This window comes from Tenggerimyces flavus, from assembly GCF_016907715.1.
In the GTDB taxonomy this organism is placed as follows: Bacteria; Actinomycetota; Actinomycetes; order Propionibacteriales; family Actinopolymorphaceae; genus Tenggerimyces; species Tenggerimyces flavus.
The window spans coordinates 7,813,051-7,830,110 of the sequence record NZ_JAFBCM010000001.1; the positions used below are offsets into that span (position 1 = coordinate 7,813,051).

Below are 17,060 nucleotides of genomic sequence, written 5' to 3' on the forward strand. Positions count from 1 at the left end.
CGCAGCCAGGGCAATCTCAGGAAGAGTCGCCCAGATCCAGCTCGCCGGACGCGTGCCGGCGCTTGTCGAGGTTCTCCAGGTAGATCGTGAAGTCCTTGATCCCCTGCGTGTCCGCCCGATAGATCTGCTCCGCGGTGTCCGTCACGTACCGCTCCTGCAGGGACAGCTGGTACAGCAGCTCATCCCCAGGCGAACGCTCCCCCGACCGCGGCGTGTACCAACGCGGCAGGGAGAGGAACGCCTGCAGGCTCTCCGGCAGGTTGCGCCGGATCGTCAACGACAGCACGTGCAACACCTCCGGGTCCGACCCCGCGTTCGGGTGCCCCAGGACGTCGGACAGCTTCGCGGAGATCCGCCGGAACGTGTCGACCGCACCCGCGGGCAGCCGCGAGGACGACCGGTCCACGAACGTCCCCAGCGACGCGAGATCCGTGCGCAGCGGACCCACGTCCTCCGCCGTCCCCGACAGCACCAGCTTCGGCTTCTCCGGCGGGGCCAACAGCGCGCCCGCCGCGTACAGAGCGGCCACCACCAGCGGCCAGTACGGTCCCGCGATCCCCGTGAACGTCAGCCCCAGCCCCGCCAGGCCCGCCGCCGAGCCCACCAGGTTCTTGGTCGACCCGAGATAGCGCAGGAACCGGTTCTCACTGGTAGCCACGGATCTCCCGGAACGCGGCCTCCAGCGAACCCTCCCGGGCATCGAAAGCCCGCCCACCGGTCCGAGACGCGAGCTCCTTCATCTCGTCAGTATTGCCCTCGCCGAACAGCACGGTGAAGATCGGCACGTTCTTCAACGCCGGCGGCAGCAACGCATGCCGCGTCCAGAACTGCGAGCTGTCCGCGCCGTGGTTGCTCTCGCCGTCCGTCATGACAACGACCGACGTCGCGAAGTCACCCGCCGGCGCCTTGGCCAGCTCGTCGAACGCCGCCAGCACGCTGTCGAAGACGGCCGTGTCACCGCCCGGCTCCAACGCCTCCGCGGCGGACTTGATCTGCCCCAGCACCTCTTCCGGCTTCCTCTCCGGAACGACGAACGCCTGCGGCGAGTGCGGACCCGAGTCGAACGGCAACAGCGTGATCTCCTCGCGGCTGTGGAACCGCTGGAACCGCCCCGCGATCGTGTCCGACGCACCGGTCAACGTGACCAGCGCGGAGCGCAGCGACTCGATCCGGTCGCCGTCCATCGAGCCGGACACGTCCAGCACGTAGACCGTACGAGCCGGCCGCCGCAGCTTGTCGAAGTAGGTGTCGATCAGCCCGTTGACCACGTCGACCTTCGCCGGGAACGGCAGCTCGACGAGCGTCGACGCACCGAACTCGGCCGTCGGCTTCACCTGCGGGATCGCCGGCCGCCGGTGCGTCTGCGCCATGATCTCGCGCTGGACGTCCGGAGTCCGCAGGTAGTCGGCCAGCTTGCGGTAGCCGTCGGCCACCTCGTCCGAAGCCGTGCTCAGCAACGTGAGCGGGTAGTCCGCGGTCACGACGCCGTCGGTCGGGTAGATCAACGTCAACGGCTCCGGCACCTTCTTGGCCGCGTTGAGCGTCAGCAGCACCGACTCGTAGTTGATCACGCCGTCGACCTTCACCCCGGGCTTTCCACCGGACGCCCGGGCGGCGAACTCGTCCGCCAACCAGCCGGACGAACCGGCGGTGAGCTTCTGCGCGGAGAAGAACTTCTGCAGGCCGGGGCCGACTTTGTCGACGTCGCCCTGCTCCAGCGCCGCGCCCGTCCCCGACAGCGCCGCCGCGACGCCGACGAGAGCGGAGAAGCCGGAGTTCGACGCGGCCGGATTCGTCATGCCGTACGTGAACTTCTGCTCCCCGGCCGCCTTGGCGATGTCGGACCAGGTGACCTTCGACCCCGGTCCCCAGCCAAGCTGAGAAGCCTTCGACGACGCCATCCCCAGCACGACCGGCGAGGTCATGATCTTCGTCTCGGTCTTCGTCTTGCCGGCCGCCTCGGGATGCAGCGAGAGGTAGCGGTTCGACGGGAACCACACCGCGTCGAACTTGTCCTTGGTCTGGCCGTCCAGAACGCGTTGCACACCGTCCAGCGTGCCGACGAACTCGAAGTGCACGGCGACGCCGGTCTTCTCCTTCGCCTGCTCGAGGATCGGCTGCAGGTCGGACAGCTCGCTGCCCGCGAGGATGCGCAGCTCGCCGGCCTTGCCCGGCCCCTCCGGTACGTCGCCGCTCCTCGTGTCGCCGCTCCCGCCGGTCTGACAGCCGGCGAGGACCATGGCCGCGCCGAGCAGCCCGAGAACGAGCGCGCGCGGCACCCCCCGAACGTTCATGGCGTCATCCCTCGAGTTGATTGCGTTGCTGGGAACGCTCGAGGTAGCTGCTCGCGTGCCCGAGCTCGGTGCGCAGTGCGTCAACCGTGACTTGCATGTTCGTGACGGCCTGGGCCTTGAACGTGTCGATCTTGTCGATCGTCGTGTAGATCTGCTCGAACGACTTCCGCAGCGTCTCCGCGCCGACAGCCGGGTCGGCCGCGATCTTCTGGATCTCGTCGGACTGGCTGGCGAGCATCTCCGCGTTCGCGCGGATCAGGTCCTCGGTCGTGCCCTTGAGCGCGTTGACCTGTTCGATGACCATCTTCTGGTTCGACAGCGCCTGCGCGATCGTCACCGCGATCCGTAGCGCGGACACGGTCGTGGTCGCGGCTCGTTCGACGCCCTTGATCAGCTCGTCGTTGTTGCGCCGGATCGTGTCGAGGGCGAGGTAGCCCTGGACACAGACGGCCAACTGGGTAAGCAGATCCTGGTGCTTCTGCCGAACGGGAAAGAGCACGTCCACCTTGAGGTTCTGGGCCTGTTCGGGCGCCTCGATCTCGACGTCGGCGATCCGCGCCTCGACAGCGCGGTCGAGCGCCTCGGCCAGGACCGCGTACTCCTGCAGCTTGCCCATCGTGTTCCACAGCTGGGTGCGCTCGCTCTGGATCGTGGCGTTGTCGCGGCGCAGCTCGTCCTGCCCGTTGCGGAGCGAGACGACGATCTTGTTGATGTTGACGTTCGCCGACTGGTACTTGTTCATGAAGTCGCGGATCGCGTTGCCGAACGGGAGCTTCGACAGCAGCTTTCGCCCGGTGAGCTTGCCGATGTCCTTCGGGTCGAGGTCCTCGACCGTACGGCGCAGCTCCAGCAGCCCCTTGCCCACGCGCTGCTGGGCGTCCGCGCCGTCGCCCTTCGCGCCGGCGAGGGCGGCGACCGAACGGGTCAGCATCCGGTTGGCGACCTGCGACGACGAGCGGACCTCGCCGTCCCCGAGGGAGGCGATGTCCCCGATCTTCGCGGTGAACTCCGGCGAGCGCGGGTCGAGCGAGCTGACGTTGGCGACGTACGACGCGGCCCGCTGCTCCAGCTGGGCGCGGGTGTCCTCGCTGATCGGGACCAGCGTCTTCGCACGTTCGGGCTGGACGGCGGTGACCGGCTCGGGCGGTGTGAGTACGAGCTCGGAGGCTCCAGCCGATGGGTCGAGAGCTGTCATAGCGGTCCTTCGTCCTTCCCCACAGCCGCGGCACCAGAGGCCGCGTACTTCTTCTCGATCGAGGTCAACAGCCGTTCGAGCGTGTCGTAGCTCGGCGGGTCGATCACGTCCACGACGCTCGTACGGACGGCCACCTTGTGCTGCTTCACGACGTCGGCGAACTGCGCCGGCTTGGTCGTGCGGAAGCCGAACGTCGCGGCGAGCGACTGCAGCTCGGGATCGTTCACGAGCAGCTCGCCGACCTTGGCCCCGTTGTCGTTCAACGGCACCACGGTGTGCTTGGACAGCACCGTGGGCGAGGGATACATCAGCACCATGTCCGGCGTGATCGTGCCGTCGTTGCGGACGACCCGGTCGACGAACTGTGCCTCGTAGATGAACAGCAGTGGCGTGTTCCCCATGCCCAGCGAGAGATAGTCGTCGAACGGTTGCTCACTGGTCTTCGCCGTGTAGCCCTGCGCGAGGAACAGCTGCGAGACCTGCGAGAGCACCTTCTGCTCCTCCGCGGCGCTCTGCACGATCGCGTTGTCGTTGACGACGTTGCTCGCGATCGCGAGGTACATCGCCGCCGAGTTGGAGTTTCTCGGGTCTGTCGTACGGATCAGGATGTTCTTGCGGACCGGGTACGTCGTGTTGCCCGGCAGCTGGTTCCAGCGCGTGCCCTTGGCCGCGAGCTCGAGGTACTTGGCCATGTCGAACGTCCAGGTGCCGTCCGCTGCCTTGACCGCGACACCCTGCTTGGCGAGCAGGTCGACGATCGGTTGGAACGAGGCGATCACCATCGGCGAGTAGAACGGCGCGAAGCTCTGCGTCGTCTTCCTCTCCCGTTGGATCTTCTCCGCCGCCGGCGCGCTCGAGGGGAACGCGAAGTCGTACTTCTCCAGGTCGACCGACGTCGCGATCTGCCGCGAGCCCGCGGTGTCGATCTCGACCGACAGCCCGTGCTTGGCGAACACGTCACGTACGCGTTGGTCCTTGAAGAACGCCGACTTCTCCGAGCCGATGACGCCCTTGACCGCGGTCAGGTTGGTGTTGCCGCCGGGCTGTTCACCGGGACCCCCACCCCGACTTCCGAACCAGATCGCGAACCCGACCCCAATGATCAATACGGCCGCAAGGCCGATCGACAGCACACGCCTCACGGATGCTCCACCCCGCCGATGTCCCCCATTGCTAACCCCCCATCCCGACTGCTTCACACTACGAAGATGGGACGCGGGGGTGGTCCCGACCAGGCGTTAACGCTGGGTGAACAACGTGCGACGTGTGTCTTGGACTCCGTTGAAGGCGGCCCATAGCCTCGCGTATCGCCCGCCGCGGTCGAGCAGCTCCTGGTGCGTGCCGGCCTCCGCGATCCGCCCGGCGGCCATCACCAGAATGCGGTCGCAGGTCATCGCGGTGGAGAGCCGGTGGGCGATGATCAGCGTCGTGCGCGGCTCGGTGAGGTGGCGCATCGCGGCGGTGACCGCGGCCTCGGTGGCGAGGTCGAGGGTCGACATGGCTTCGTCGAGCAGCAGTACGTCGGGATCGACGAGCTGCGCCCGGGCCAGGGCGAGCAGCTGGCGTTGGCCGGCGGAGATGCCCTTGCCGCCCTCGCCGAGCTCGTGGTGGTAGTCGTACCGCAGGGTGGCGATCATGTCGTGCGCGCCGACGGCTCTGGCCGCGTCCTCGACCTGCGTGTCGGTGGCGTGCGGGCGGCCGTACGCGATCGCGTCGCGGACCGTGCCGGCGAACAGGTACGGCTCCTGCGGGACGATGCCGAGCCTGCTGCGGTAGCTGGCCAGATCGAGCTGGCGCAGGTCCGTTCCGCCGATGGTGATCGCGCCTCGCGTCGGGTCGTAGAACCTCGCCATCAGCTTGAGCAGGGTCGACTTGCCGGCGCCGGTTTCGCCAACGACAGCGACGGTTTGGCCTCGGGTGATCTCGAGGTCGATGCTGCTGACGGCCTCCCTTGCCGCACCCTGGTAGGTGAAGTGGACGTCGTCGAACGTGATCGCGTCGGTGACGGTGTCGACTGTTTGCGGGTGGGCGGTCTGCGGGGTCGACGTTCTCGTGCCGAGCAGCTCGCGCAACCTCTCCAGGCCTACTTGGGCGCGTTGGTAGCTGTCGATCACGAGCGTCATCAGCTGGACCGGGCCGAACAGCAGGTTGATGTAGAGGACGAACGCGATCAGGCCGCCCGTCGTGAGGTCGCCGCCCGCGACCAGCGTCGCGCCGACCGCGAGGACGACGACGAGGGCGAGGTCGCCGACGAGCTCGGTGAACGAGGTGAAGACCGCGAGGTAGCGCTCGGATCGCAAGCGGGCTTGGAGATGCTTATCGACGAGCTGCCTGAATGTTCTTCTGCTGGCGTCCTGATGGCCGTACGCCTGGGCGACGCGGAGGCCGGCGATGTTCTCCTGCAGGTCGGTGTTGAGCTCGCTGAGGCGGTCGCGGGCTTCGTCGTACGCGCGCCTCGACCAACGTCGGTAGGCGAAGACGGAGGCGACGAACAGCGGCAGCAGCACGACGAGGGCGAGCGTGAGCCGGGGCTGCAGGATCAGCATGACGACGAGCACGCCGGTGAACTCGGCGACCGCGGTGACGAGAGTGCCGAAGCTGCGTTGGATGAAACTGGTGATCGCGGAGATGTCGCTGGTCATGCGGGTGAGCACGCCGCCGCTGTGCTCGCGTTCGTAGTAGTCGAGGCCGAGCCGTTGCAGGTGGGCGAACGCCTTGACCTCCAACCAGAGCCGGGCCTGTTCGCCGGTGCGTCCGACGACGCGTTCGTGGAAGACCCGGATCGCCCAGGTGAGCAGGACGAGCACCAGTGCGGCGACGGAGGCCTGGACGAGGACCCCTGGCGCGTCCTTGCCGACACCGTTGTCGATGGCGGATCTGGTGAGCAGCGGGAGAGCGAGGTTGGCAATCGACTCCAGGCCCATGGCGGCGACGACAAGCGCGAGGCTGGCCCACAGCGGCCCGAGCAACTTGCGCGCGCTGAGCTTCGGCTCGGGCTCCCTAGCCCGCCGTACGTCGGCGTCCACATCTCCACAGCCCGACCCCACTTCCCTTACCGGACTGGGGTTTTGGGGCTCCTTGCCACGTTGCAGAACCCCAGTCGGGTAAGGGAAGTCGGCGGGGTTGTGGAGGAGCGTGCGGTAGTGGGGGCAGCGTGCTAGGAGCTCGGCGTGGGTGCCGACGTCGACGACCCTGCCCCGGTCGAGAACGGCGATGCGGTCGGCGAGTCTGAGAGAGCTGCGCCGGTGGGCGATGAGCAGCGTGGTGCGGTTTCGCGTTGCCTGCCTGAGGGTTGCGAGGATGTCGGCCTCGACGCCGGCGTCGACCGCGGAGGTGGCGTCGTCCAGAACGAGGATCGGCGGCGCGGTGAGCATCGCCCGCGCGAGCGCGACGCGTTGGCGTTGGCCGCCGGAGAGCGTGAGTCCTCGTTCGCCGACGACGGTGTCGTAGCCGTTCGGGAGGTCGTCGATGAAGGGGTCTGCCTCGGCCTGGCGGGCTGCTTCGGCCACCCGTTCGTCAGAGCGCCCGAACGCGATGTTGGAGCGCAGCGTGTCGGAGAACAGGAAGCTGTCCTCGAAGACCATCGCGACGCGTTCGCGTACGGACTCGACCGTGAGGTCGGCGATGTCGGTGCCGTTCAGGCTGATCGTCCCTTGCTGGGGATCGTAGAAACGCGTGAGCAGCAAGGCGATCGTGGACTTGCCGGACCCCGGAGCGCCGACGAGCGCGAGCGTCTCGCCGGCTTCGACGTGGAGCGTGACGTCGTGGAGGACGGGATAGTCGTGGTCGTACCCGAACGTGACGTGCTCGAGGTCGATGCTGAGCGGTCCGTCCGGGGCTTTCTGGGCGTCTGGCTTGTCGGTGACGGTCGGCTTCGCGTCGATGACCTCGAGCAGCCTCAGCAGGCCGGCCTTCGCCTCGACGAGAGCGGGAAGCTGGGTGACCAGCCAGCGGACCGGGGCGACGGTAGCGGCGAGGTAGGTGGCGAACGCGAGGAACGTGCCGAGCGTGATCCTGCCGTCGAGGGCGAGCCAGCCGCCGAACGCGAGCACGGCGACCTGGGCGATGGCCGGGATCGCGTTGAGCGCGGGGTAGAAGTTGCTTGCGGCGTTGGCTCTTCTGACGCCGAGGTCGTACAGGTGGCCGGCCTGTTTCTCGAACCGTTCCTGCTCGCGGTGCTCCTGGCCGAAGCCCTTGATGACGCGTACGCCGCTCACCGCGGACTCGACGACGCCGGCGAGGACGCCGGTCTGCTGGGAGTAGTCGCGGTGCAGCGGGGTGAGGAACGCGCTCCCCCGCCTCGCTGAGACGAACAGAAGGGGCGCGGCGACGAGCGCGACCAGAGTGAGCAGCGGGGAGAGCGTGAGCATGATGACCAACGACAGCGCGAACATCACCGCGTTCGAGGCGAGCTGCGGGACGTTGCGCAGAGCGGTCTCGACCGAGCCGACGTCGGTGACGACCCGGCCGACGACCTGCCCTGCCTTGAGCCGGTCGTACTGCGCTCCGTCCAGCCGCTGCAGCGCGTCGAAGACGTCGGTCCTCAGCCGCGCGCCGACGCCGTAGCCCAGCGTGCCGGACACGTACCGGCGCACGGTCCCGGCGACGAACCTGAGGAGTGCCGCGGCGGCCAGCAGCCCCAGCCACGGTCCGACGTTCGCCCGATCGTCGACGATCTGCTTGACCACCAACGGAATCCCGGCGAGCGCCGCGCTCCCGACGATCGACGTGACGAACCCGAGCGCGACCGCCGCCCGATGTTCGCGGCAGTAGCCCACCATGCGACGGAACGGAGATCGGTCGCGAAAAGTGGCCATCCGACTACTCTTAGCGATAGCTGGTCGGTGGGCGCAACCCGTTGGCCGTGCCCGGCCACCAGCCGACTCGCTGCCGGAGGCGGTGGTCTGCGCCCCCAACGATCAGCTCTACACGGCGAGTGACCGCTCTACCTGACGTCCACCCCACGTAAAGGGGCCAATGATCATGTAAACATGATCATTGGCGGCCACGCCCGCCACCGCCACGACGCAACGGCCACCAACGTCCTGGCCGAGTACAGCTAGCTGGTGGGTTCTGACCGTTTCCGGCGCAGAGCCTCGCCCTTGGCGCGGGCCTGGGCCTCCAGGTCGAGCTGGAACTGCTCCATGGCCTTGCGCAGCTCCAGGTCCGAGGCGGCGAGGATGCGGACGGCGAGGAGTCCGGCGTTCCGCGCGTTCCCGACCGCCACGGTCGCCACCGGGACGCCGGCGGGCATCTGGACGATCGAGAGCAGGGAGTCGAGCCCGTCCAGGTACTTCAGCGGAACGGGCACGCCGATCACGGGCAGCGGGGTCACGCTGGCGAGCATGCCCGGCAGATGGGCGGCACCGCCCGCGCCGGCGATGAGCACCTGCAGGCCGCGCGCGGCGGCGGACTCGCCGTACGCGATCATCGCCTGCGCCATCCGGTGCGCCGACACCACGTCGACCTCGTGTGGCACCGAGAACTCGTCCAGCGCGACCGAGGCCGCCTCCATGACGGGCCAGTCCGAGTCCGAGCCCATCACGATGCCGACGCGCGCCTCACTCATCGATCTCTCCCGCCAGATAGGCCGCCGCGTGCCGCGCCCGCTCGAGCACGTTCTCCAGGTCCGAGCCGTACGTCGTCACGTGCCCGATCTTCCGTCCCGGCCGAACTTCCTTGCCGTACAGGTGAATCCGCAGCTCCGGATCCCGTGCCTGGGTGTGCAGGAACGCGTAGTGCATGTTCGGCGCGGTCCCGCCCAGCACGTTCACCATCACCGTCCAGGGCGCCCGCGTGCGCGGCGAACCCAACGGGAGGTCGAGCACGGCGCGAAGGTGGTTCTCGAACTGGCTCGTCACCGCGCCGTCGATCGACCAGTGCCCGGTGTTGTGCGGCCGCATCGCGAGCTCGTTCACCAGGATCCGGCCGTCGGAGGTCTCGAAGAGCTCAACCGCCAACACCCCAACGATGTCCAGCTCCTTCGCCAGCGTCAGCGCGATCTCCTGCGCCTCCGTCGCGAGCCGCGGCTCGAGGTTCGGCGCCGGCGAGATCACCTCGTGGCAGATGCCGTCGCGCTGAACCGACTCGACGATCGGGTACGCGATCGCCTGCCCGTGCGGGCTGCGCGCCACCAGCGCGGACAGCTCGCGTACATACGACACGTGCTCCTCGGCCAGCAGCGGGACGCCGGTGGCGACGGGCTCCTCCACGGCCTCGTAGGTCGCGTCGCCCAGCACCCACACGCCCTTGCCGTCGTACCCGCCGCGCTGGGTCTTGACGACCAGCGGCCCGCCGAGTTCCTTGCCGAACGCGACCAGTTCCTCGGCCGTCGTCGCCTTCCGCCACCTCGGGCAGGGAATTCCCAACCCGGTAAGGCGTTCCCGCATCAGGCCCTTGTCCTGCGCGAAGACCAGCGCGTGTGGGCCGGGACGTACGGTGACGCCGGCCTCCTCCAACACATGCAGGTGCGCGGTCGGCACGTGCTCGTGGTCGAACGTCACCACGTCGCAGCCGTCGGTGAATCGCCGCAGGGTGTCGAGATCGGTGTAGTCCCCCACGACCGGATCGCGCACCACCTGCGCCGCTGACACGTCCGGCCCCTCGGCCAGCAGCCTGAAACGCACGCCGAGCGCGATCCCGGCCTGGTGCGTCATCCGCGCCAGCTGCCCGCCGCCGATCATGCCGACGGTCGGCACCCCTACGAGTTCCACCACGCTCGTGAGGCTATCGCGGCCACCCGTCCCGCCCGGCCAGGCGTGTCCCCGAATTCGCGCGCGGCGTGGCGGGGCTCGAACGGGAGTAGGCGAGGGCAGCGCGGAGTGCGGCGACCGGCCTGCTCACTTCCTGCAGCTGGCCGCTCGTCACCAACCACCGGATCTGCCCCGTCGCCTGCGTGATCGTGTGCCAGCCGATCTCCGCCCGGGCCACGTCACCTTGCGGGTGGCCGGCGACGATCGCCTCGAAGTCCGGCTCAGCCATCAGCATCCCGACGCCGGAGAGCTCGGACGCGGCCGATCCCGCGTACCACTGGCCGAAGTCGATGAGGCCCACCACGCGCAACTCGGCATCGACGAACAGGTGCTCCGGCGATACGTCCCCATGACACAACGCGAGAGCTGGCTCGACGGGGAAGGACTCCAGCACCTCGACCACCCGGTCGACCTCCGACGCGCTGAGTCCCGCAGCCGGCAGGTGCTGGGTGTCGGCGAGGACGTTCGCCAGATAGCGCTCCCGATGCGCGTCGGGATCGGCCCACCGGCCCTCCCCCTCGGGCTCCCACGCACCGGACGTCGGGATCGCGTTCAGGATCCCCAACGCTCGGCCGACCTCGCCCATCGCGGTCGAGCGCTGAGCGGGCGTGAGCTCCGGAAGGAGCTGCCCGAGCTGGCGACCGTTCGCCGCCCGGATCACCATCGCCGTACGCACATCGTCGCCGGTCTCGATCGACCGGATGTCCAGAACGTCGGGCACCGGCACGCCCGCGTCGCGTGCCCGGCCCATCGCCCAAGCCTCGTGGCGCACCAGGCTCGACGCCGTTCCTGGAAGCGAGACCCGCACGTACACAGCCGATCCGTCGACCAGCGTCACGTGGTGGACCTCGTTCTCGTCTCCCCTGATCAGCCGCTCCGCGGAGCCGCACCCATGCGCAAGAGGCCTCTACTCCGCCAGCTGGCTCGAACGGGAGTAGGCGGTGCTCGCGCGGATCGTCAAGGTGGGCGCGAGAACGGTCTCCGCATCCACGGGTTCGCCGTCCAGCTTGGCCATCGCGAGCTCCACCGCGCGCCGGCCGACGTCTTCCGCGGGTAGGGCGACGGCGGTGAGGTCGAGGCGTTCGGCGACCTCGTCCGGGCAGATCGCCACGACGGCGACGTCCGGCCGGAGGGTGTGGAGCCACGACTCGAGCGCCGGCACGTTCTGCACGATCACGCCGGTGACGTGGTCGTCCATCCTGGTGGCGACCTCGACACCTCGCGTGGCTGCCGCCGCGTGTGCCCCATCGGCGACGCGCGCCGTCGTCCCCACCAGGGCGACGTGGCGGTGACCGAGATCGGCCAGATGCGCGACGCACTTGGCGCCGGCCGCGTGGAAGTCGAGGTCGATGCAGGTGAGGTCGGTGGAGTCCCTGGGAGAGCCGATCAGTACCGCTGGGGTCTCCAGATCGCGGAGGAGCGGGAGGCGCTCGTCGTTGAGCTCGTCGTCCATCACGATGATCGCGTCGGCGAGAGAACTCCCCTGTACCCGTTGCAGTCCGCGCTCGCCTTCGCCCTGGGTGAGCAGCAGGACGTCGTGGTCGAACTGCCTCGCGCGAGCCGTGACGGCGGTGACGAAGCGCATGAGAACGGGGACGTGGACGCCCGTTCGCAGCGGGATGACGAGCGCGATGATGTTCGTTCGCCTGCTGGCCAAAGCTCGCGCCCCGGCGTGGGGTTGGTACCCGAGCGCCCGGATGCTCTCCTCGACCCGCCGCCGCACCTCCGGCGAGATCGGCCGCTTGCCGCTCAGCACGTACGAGACCGTGCTGGGCGCCACCTTCGCGTGCTTGGCCACATCGGCGATCTTGACCATCGCGGCCTCCCTCAAGGCGCGAGTCGAATCGCTTCGACCCAAGCGATCGTAGGCGCGCCCCGAACCTCCTGACAAGACTTGCCAGTGTCTGCCGGAGTCAGCCGCAGACCACCACGGTCAGACGTGATCCAGACCTCATGTCGCGCTGCTCACAACCGCACACACTCACCGGCCGGCGGGGTCTACTTTCGAGGCATGAGCCACGCTCCTGAGCACCGAACGGCCACCAACGTTCTCGTCATCGGCACCGGAGCCGCGGGGTTGCGGGCCGCGATCGAGCTTGCCGAACGCGGCACCCAGGTGCTCTGCGTCGGCAAGCGCCGCAAGGACGACGCCCACACGGTTCTCGCCGCCGGCGGCATCAATGCCGTGCTCGGGACGATGGATCCGGAGGACACCTGGCAGCAGCACGCCGCGGACACGATCCGCGAGTCGTACTGGCTCGCCGACCCGCGGACGGTCGAGCTGCTCGCCAAGGAGGCGCCGCGCGCGATCGACGATCTGGTCGGGTACGGCGCGGAGTTCCAGCGCGAGGAAGACGGCCGGCTGAGCCAGCGGTTCTTCGGCGCCCACAAGTACCGCCGTACCTGCTTCTCCGGCGACTACACCGGCCGGGAGATCCAACGTACGTTGGTGAAACGAGCCAACGAGCTCAACGTCCCGATCCGCGACGACCTCTACATCACCAAGCTGCTCGTGCACGACGGCCGCGTGTTCGGCGCGTACGGCTTCCGCATCGAGGACGGCAGCCGAACGGTGATCCTCGCCGACGCCGTGATCCTCGCGGCCGGCGGGCACACGCGCATCTGGCGCCGCTCCAGCAGCCGTCGCGACGAGAACACCGGCGACGCGATGCGCCTCGCGGCCGAGGCGGGCTGCCGGCTGCGCGACGTCGAGCTCGTGCAGTTCCACCCGACCGGCATGGTCTTTCCCGAGGACGCCGCCGGCACGCTCGTCACCGAGGCCGTCCGCGGCGAGGGCGGGATCCTGCGCAACTCGCAGGGCGAACGGTTCATGGAGCGGTACGACCCCGAGCGGCTCGAGCTGTCCACGCGGGACCGCGTCGCGCTCGCCAACTACACCGAGATCGCCGAGGGCCGCGGCTCCGAGCACGGCGGCGTACTCCTCGACGTCTCGCACCTGGATCGCGAGCTCGTGCTGCAGCGGCTGCCGCGGATGTACCGGCAGTTCGTCGACCTGCTCATGGTCGACATCACCCGCCAGCCGATGGAGGTCGCGCCGACCGCGCACTACTCGATGGGCGGCGTGTGGGTCGACCCGACGACGCACCAGACCGACGTCGAGGGGCTGTACGCGATCGGCGAGTGCGCGACCGGCGTGCACGGCGCGAACCGGCTGGGCGGCAACTCGCTCGTCGACTGCATCGTGTTCGGCCGGATCGTGGGCGCCGAGGCGGCGGAGTGGTCGGAGTCGCTCGACGTCCAGGTACGGGACCGCGCGGTGGTCGCGGCGGCGCAGGCGGAGGTCGACGAGATCCTCGCCCAGCGCGGCGAGGAGTTCGCGCGGCCGTTGCAGCGGGCGGTGCGGGACGTGATGAGCGAGCACTGCGGCGTCGTGCGTTCGGAGGACGGGCTGAATGCGGGGTTGACCAAGCTCGCCGCGGTCGAGGAGCGGGTGGCGGGGCTGGAGGTACGGCCGGACATCGCGGGGTACGACGACCTGGCGCACACGTTCGACCTCAAGGGCTCCCTGCTCGCCGCCCGCGCCACCCTGCAGACGGCGCTGGAACGGCGCGAGACCCGTGGGGCGCACAACCGTTCGGACTACCCGAACCTCGATCCCGCGCTGACCGTCAACCTGACCTGGCGCCTGGACGGCACCATCGCCCGCGAGACCGTGCCGGAGACGCCGGCCGAGATCGCCAAGCTGACGGAAGGCCCCGACCTCGCCGTCTCCGGCCGCCTGGCGGAGTAGCTCAGGTGCGGACGAACGTCAGGTCGTAGTCCTTGCGCCACGTGGTGCCCGCATCCTCCGACGCCTCCCAGCGGCCGAGGATGCGGTCCTGCTCGACGGCGGCGACGAAGCGCTGATGCATGTCCGGGTCCTCGCGGAGCAGCGTCCAGCGCGCGCCGTCGAACGTCATGGCGTACTCCCGGCAGGTGCCGCGATCGTCCTGGTGGAGGGCGGTCCAGCGGTCGTTCGGGTCGCTGCGACCGATGACCAGGGACAGCTCGGAGTGCACGTGCTCGCTGCCGGCGAACTGGACCCGTACGACCAGGAGCGACTCCCCGAGCCACTCGATCGTCGCGCTGCCCGGCACGGTGACGCCCGGCGGCTCCAGGAACCAGGCGTCGGACATCGTCGTCGTCCACACACCCTCGAGCCCTTCGAGTCTCGCCATCTCGGTGTTCCGCATCTGCTGCCCTCCGCCAAGTCCGCTGACGCCCGGAAGGCTAGCCCCGATCCGCGGACCATCGCGGCACTCGAGCACGGTAGGTGCCTCAGGGAACTATCAGGGGCGGAATCGGGGGCGTCGGCTCAGCCGTTGCCACAAAGGGCCGGTAGGCTCGGCGACTTGTCCGCCCCTGTCCGATGTCCGTGACTTCCCCCGAACTCGCCCCGAGGTCCCGCGTGAAGCTGCTCAAGTCGCTCTACGGCAAGGTCGACAAGCTCGCCCACGAGGTTGCCAAGTTCGGGATCATCGGCGCCGTCGCGTTCGTGGTCGACATGGGTGCGTTCAACCTGCTCCGGTACGACTTCGACGGCAGCGGGATCCTCCAGCACAAGCCGCTCACCGCGCGGGTCATCTCCGTCTGCCTCGCGACGATCGTCGCCTACTTCGGCAACCGGCACTGGACCTGGAAGAACCGCGAGCGCCGCGCGCTGCACTTCGAGTACAGCCTGTTCTTCGTGCTGAACGGTGTCGGCCTGGTCCTCAACCTGGCCGTCCTCGGGTTCGTGATCTACGTCCTCAACCTGCACGACCCGCTCTCGAACAACCTCGCCAACCTGTTCGGCATCGGCTGCGGCACAATCTTCCGCTTCTGGTCCTACCGCCGCTTCCTGTTCCGCGAGGTCTCCGCCCCGTCCAAGGGCCCGGAGGAAGAGACCGAGGTCAAGCTCTCCTCGGCCGCCTGAGGCAGGAACACCGCGAAGACGGCCGGCCGCCGCGAGATCAGCTCCAGCCGCCCGCCGTCCGCCTCGGCCAGATCACGCGCCACCGCAAGCCCCAGTCCCGTACCGCGCCGCCCGCTGACGGCGCGTTCGAAGACGCGCTGGCCGAGCGCCTCCGGGATCCCCGGCCCGTCGTCGGCCACCTCGACCACCGCCGAGCCACCCGCTGACCGCCGCCGCACCCGCACCGTGCCGCGGCCGTGGTGCAGGGCGTTCTCCAGCAACGTCGCCAGCACCAGCCCCAGCGTCCCAGGCCCCGCCGACACCGCCAGCCCGTCGACCCCGAGCACCTCCAGACGCCGGCCCACCGCGTCGAACGCCGGCCGCCACTCCGCGAGCTGCTGGTCCACCACCGAGTCCACCGGCACCACGATCCGCCGCGCCGAGTGCGTGTCGCGGGAACGCGTCAGCAGCCGATCGACGACCTGCGACAGCCGTTCGACCTGCCCCAGCGCGATCCGCGCCTCCTCGCGGACGACGTCCGGCGAGTCGGTCGCGAGGATCTCCTCCAGCCGCATCGACAACGCGGTCAACGGCGTCCGCAGCTGGTGCGACGCGTCCTGGGACAGCTGGCGCTCGGCCGCGAGCATCTCCGCGATCCGGTCCGCGCTCTGGTCGAGGACCTCGGCGACCCGGTCGAGCTCGGGGACGTCGTACCGCGCGCTCGGCGTCCGTACCGCGCCCGAGCCCACCCGCTCCGCCGCGTCGGCGAGCAGGACGAGCGAACGGGACAGCCGCCGCGCCTGCCAGATCCCCAGCGCCGCCGCGGCCAGCATCGCCAGCACCCCGAACGCCGCGAGCGCGAGCCACAACGTGTGGACCTCGCCCTCGACCGCCGACCGCGGCTCCAGCACCTGCACGCGGACGCCGTCGCGGCTGACCGCCTCGGCGGAGATCGACTCGGCCGCGGGCACGGTCGGCCCGAACGCCAGCAGCAGGTCCTCCTCGTGCCACACCAGCACGCGCTCGCCGTCGTGCGCGGCCGCCGCGACCGCGGCACGCGTGACCGGCCGCTGCTGCTCGAGCAGGACGTCGACCGCGCTGGCGACGCGCTGGGCGTCGAGCTCGATCCGTTCGAACCGCCCGGCCTGCAGGTAGCGCTGCCCGAACACCGCGATCGGCAGCCCGAACAGCACGGCCGCGACGATCGCGATCACCACGGTCGTGATGACGAGCCGGCGCCGCATCCGGTCCTACGCGTCGCGCTCGAAGCGGAAGCCCACGCCTCGTACCGTCGTGATGAACTTCGGGTCCGACGCGTCGTCGCCGAGCTTGCGTCGCAGCCACGACACGTGCATGTCGAGCGTCTTCGTCGAGGACCACCAGGTCGTGTCCCAGACCTCGCGCATCAGCTGGTCGCGTGTGACGACCCGGCCGCTCTCGCGCAGCAGCACGCGGAGCAGGTCGAACTCCTTCGCGGTCAGCTGCAGCTCGGCGCCGTCCAGCCAGGCGCGCCGCGACTCGGCGTCGATGCGTACGCCGTTTCCGTCGGTCCACTGCTCGCCGGTGCCGCGGCGCAGCAGTGCCCTGACACGGGCCAGCAGCTCCGCGAGGCGGAACGGCTTGGTCACGTAGTCGTCGGCCCCGGCGTCCAGGCCCACGACCGTGTCGACCTCGTCGGCGCGGGCGGTGAGGACGAGGACGGGCATCCGGCTGCCGTCGGCACGGAGCCTCCGGCACACCTCCAGGCCGTCGAGATCGGGCAGGCCAAGGTCGAGGACGACGAGGTCGAATCCGCCGCCTCGCACCTGGCCGAGTGCGTCTTCGCCCTCGGCGGTGACCGCGACGTCGTACCCCTCGCGCCGGAGTGCCCGGGCGAGCGGATCGGAGATCGAGGCGTCGTCCTCGGCGAGCATGACCCGCGTCAT

The 17,060-nt window shown here is 69.4% G+C and carries 14 protein-coding genes; 2 read left to right on the forward strand and 12 right to left on the reverse strand.

Going from position 1 to position 17,060, the window contains the following annotated elements; translation table 11 throughout:
* Window positions 1-16: 16 nt before the first annotated feature.
* From JOD67_RS36375 to JOD67_RS36415, 9 genes are all read right to left on the reverse strand, one after another.
* Window positions 17-658: a hypothetical protein gene (locus JOD67_RS36375; protein WP_205122199.1), complete on the reverse strand. Its 642-nt coding sequence runs from the start codon at window positions 656-658 to the stop codon at window positions 17-19.
* Entirely contained in the window at window positions 645-2,294 is a 1,650-nt protein-coding gene (locus JOD67_RS36380; RefSeq protein ID WP_205122200.1) for a vWA domain-containing protein, read from the reverse strand. Before JOD67_RS36380 ends, JOD67_RS36375 begins: the two co-directional genes overlap by 14 nt.
* Before the next feature lie 4 nt (window positions 2,295-2,298).
* Window positions 2,299-3,489 carry a toxic anion resistance protein gene (locus JOD67_RS36385; protein WP_205122201.1) on the reverse strand — a complete coding sequence of 397 codons (1,191 nt, stop codon included), beginning with the start codon at window positions 3,487-3,489 and terminating at the stop codon, window positions 2,299-2,301.
* Entirely contained in the window at window positions 3,486-4,631 is a 1,146-nt protein-coding gene (locus JOD67_RS36390; protein WP_205122202.1) for a hypothetical protein, read from the reverse strand. The genes JOD67_RS36385 and JOD67_RS36390 overlap by 4 nt, the downstream gene beginning before the upstream one ends.
* Window positions 4,632-4,727: 96 nt before the next feature.
* Complete coding sequence (locus JOD67_RS36395; RefSeq protein WP_205122203.1) at window positions 4,728-8,306, reverse strand: ABC transporter ATP-binding protein; 3,579 nt, start codon at window positions 8,304-8,306, stop codon at window positions 4,728-4,730.
* 242 nt (window positions 8,307-8,548) lie between these two features.
* Complete coding sequence (gene purE, locus JOD67_RS36400; protein WP_205122204.1) at window positions 8,549-9,058, reverse strand: 5-(carboxyamino)imidazole ribonucleotide mutase; 510 nt, start codon at window positions 9,056-9,058, stop codon at window positions 8,549-8,551.
* On the reverse strand, window positions 9,051-10,172 hold the full coding sequence (locus JOD67_RS36405) for a 5-(carboxyamino)imidazole ribonucleotide synthase (RefSeq protein WP_205123313.1): 1,122 nt from the start codon (window positions 10,170-10,172) through the stop codon (window positions 9,051-9,053). Before JOD67_RS36405 ends, purE begins: the two co-directional genes overlap by 8 nt.
* 43 nt (window positions 10,173-10,215) lie before the next feature.
* Window positions 10,216-11,112: a phosphotransferase family protein gene (locus JOD67_RS36410; RefSeq protein WP_275577627.1), complete on the reverse strand. Its 897-nt coding sequence runs from the start codon at window positions 11,110-11,112 to the stop codon at window positions 10,216-10,218.
* A gap of 36 nt (window positions 11,113-11,148) precedes the next feature.
* The gene (locus JOD67_RS36415) at window positions 11,149-12,057 is read right to left on the reverse strand and encodes a LacI family DNA-binding transcriptional regulator (protein WP_205122206.1); all 909 of its coding nucleotides are present in this window, start codon (window positions 12,055-12,057) and stop codon (window positions 11,149-11,151) included.
* A gap of 195 nt (window positions 12,058-12,252) precedes the next feature.
* Here JOD67_RS36415 and JOD67_RS36420 point away from each other — a divergent pair, with 195 nt between their 5' ends.
* Window positions 12,253-13,992 carry an FAD-dependent oxidoreductase gene (locus tag JOD67_RS36420; protein WP_205122207.1) on the forward strand — a complete coding sequence of 580 codons (1,740 nt, stop codon included), beginning with the start codon at window positions 12,253-12,255 and terminating at the stop codon, window positions 13,990-13,992.
* A gap of 1 nt (window position 13,993) precedes the next feature.
* Here JOD67_RS36420 and JOD67_RS36425 read toward each other — a convergent pair whose 3' ends face one another.
* Entirely contained in the window at window positions 13,994-14,434 is a 441-nt protein-coding gene (locus JOD67_RS36425) for a hypothetical protein (protein ID WP_205122208.1), read from the reverse strand.
* 215 nt (window positions 14,435-14,649) lie between these two features.
* On the opposite strand from JOD67_RS36425, the gene JOD67_RS36430 reads away from it, so the two are divergent.
* Window positions 14,650-15,156 carry a GtrA family protein gene (locus JOD67_RS36430; RefSeq protein WP_205122209.1) on the forward strand — a complete coding sequence of 169 codons (507 nt, stop codon included), beginning with the start codon at window positions 14,650-14,652 and terminating at the stop codon, window positions 15,154-15,156.
* On the opposite strand, the gene JOD67_RS36435 is transcribed toward JOD67_RS36430, so the two are convergent.
* Complete coding sequence (locus JOD67_RS36435; RefSeq protein ID WP_205122210.1) at window positions 15,069-16,379, reverse strand: sensor histidine kinase; 1,311 nt, start codon at window positions 16,377-16,379, stop codon at window positions 15,069-15,071. The genes JOD67_RS36430 and JOD67_RS36435 overlap by 88 nt on opposite strands.
* Window positions 16,380-16,385: 6 nt before the next feature.
* Window positions 16,386-17,060: a response regulator transcription factor gene (locus JOD67_RS36440; RefSeq protein WP_205122211.1), complete on the reverse strand. Its 675-nt coding sequence runs from the start codon at window positions 17,058-17,060 to the stop codon at window positions 16,386-16,388.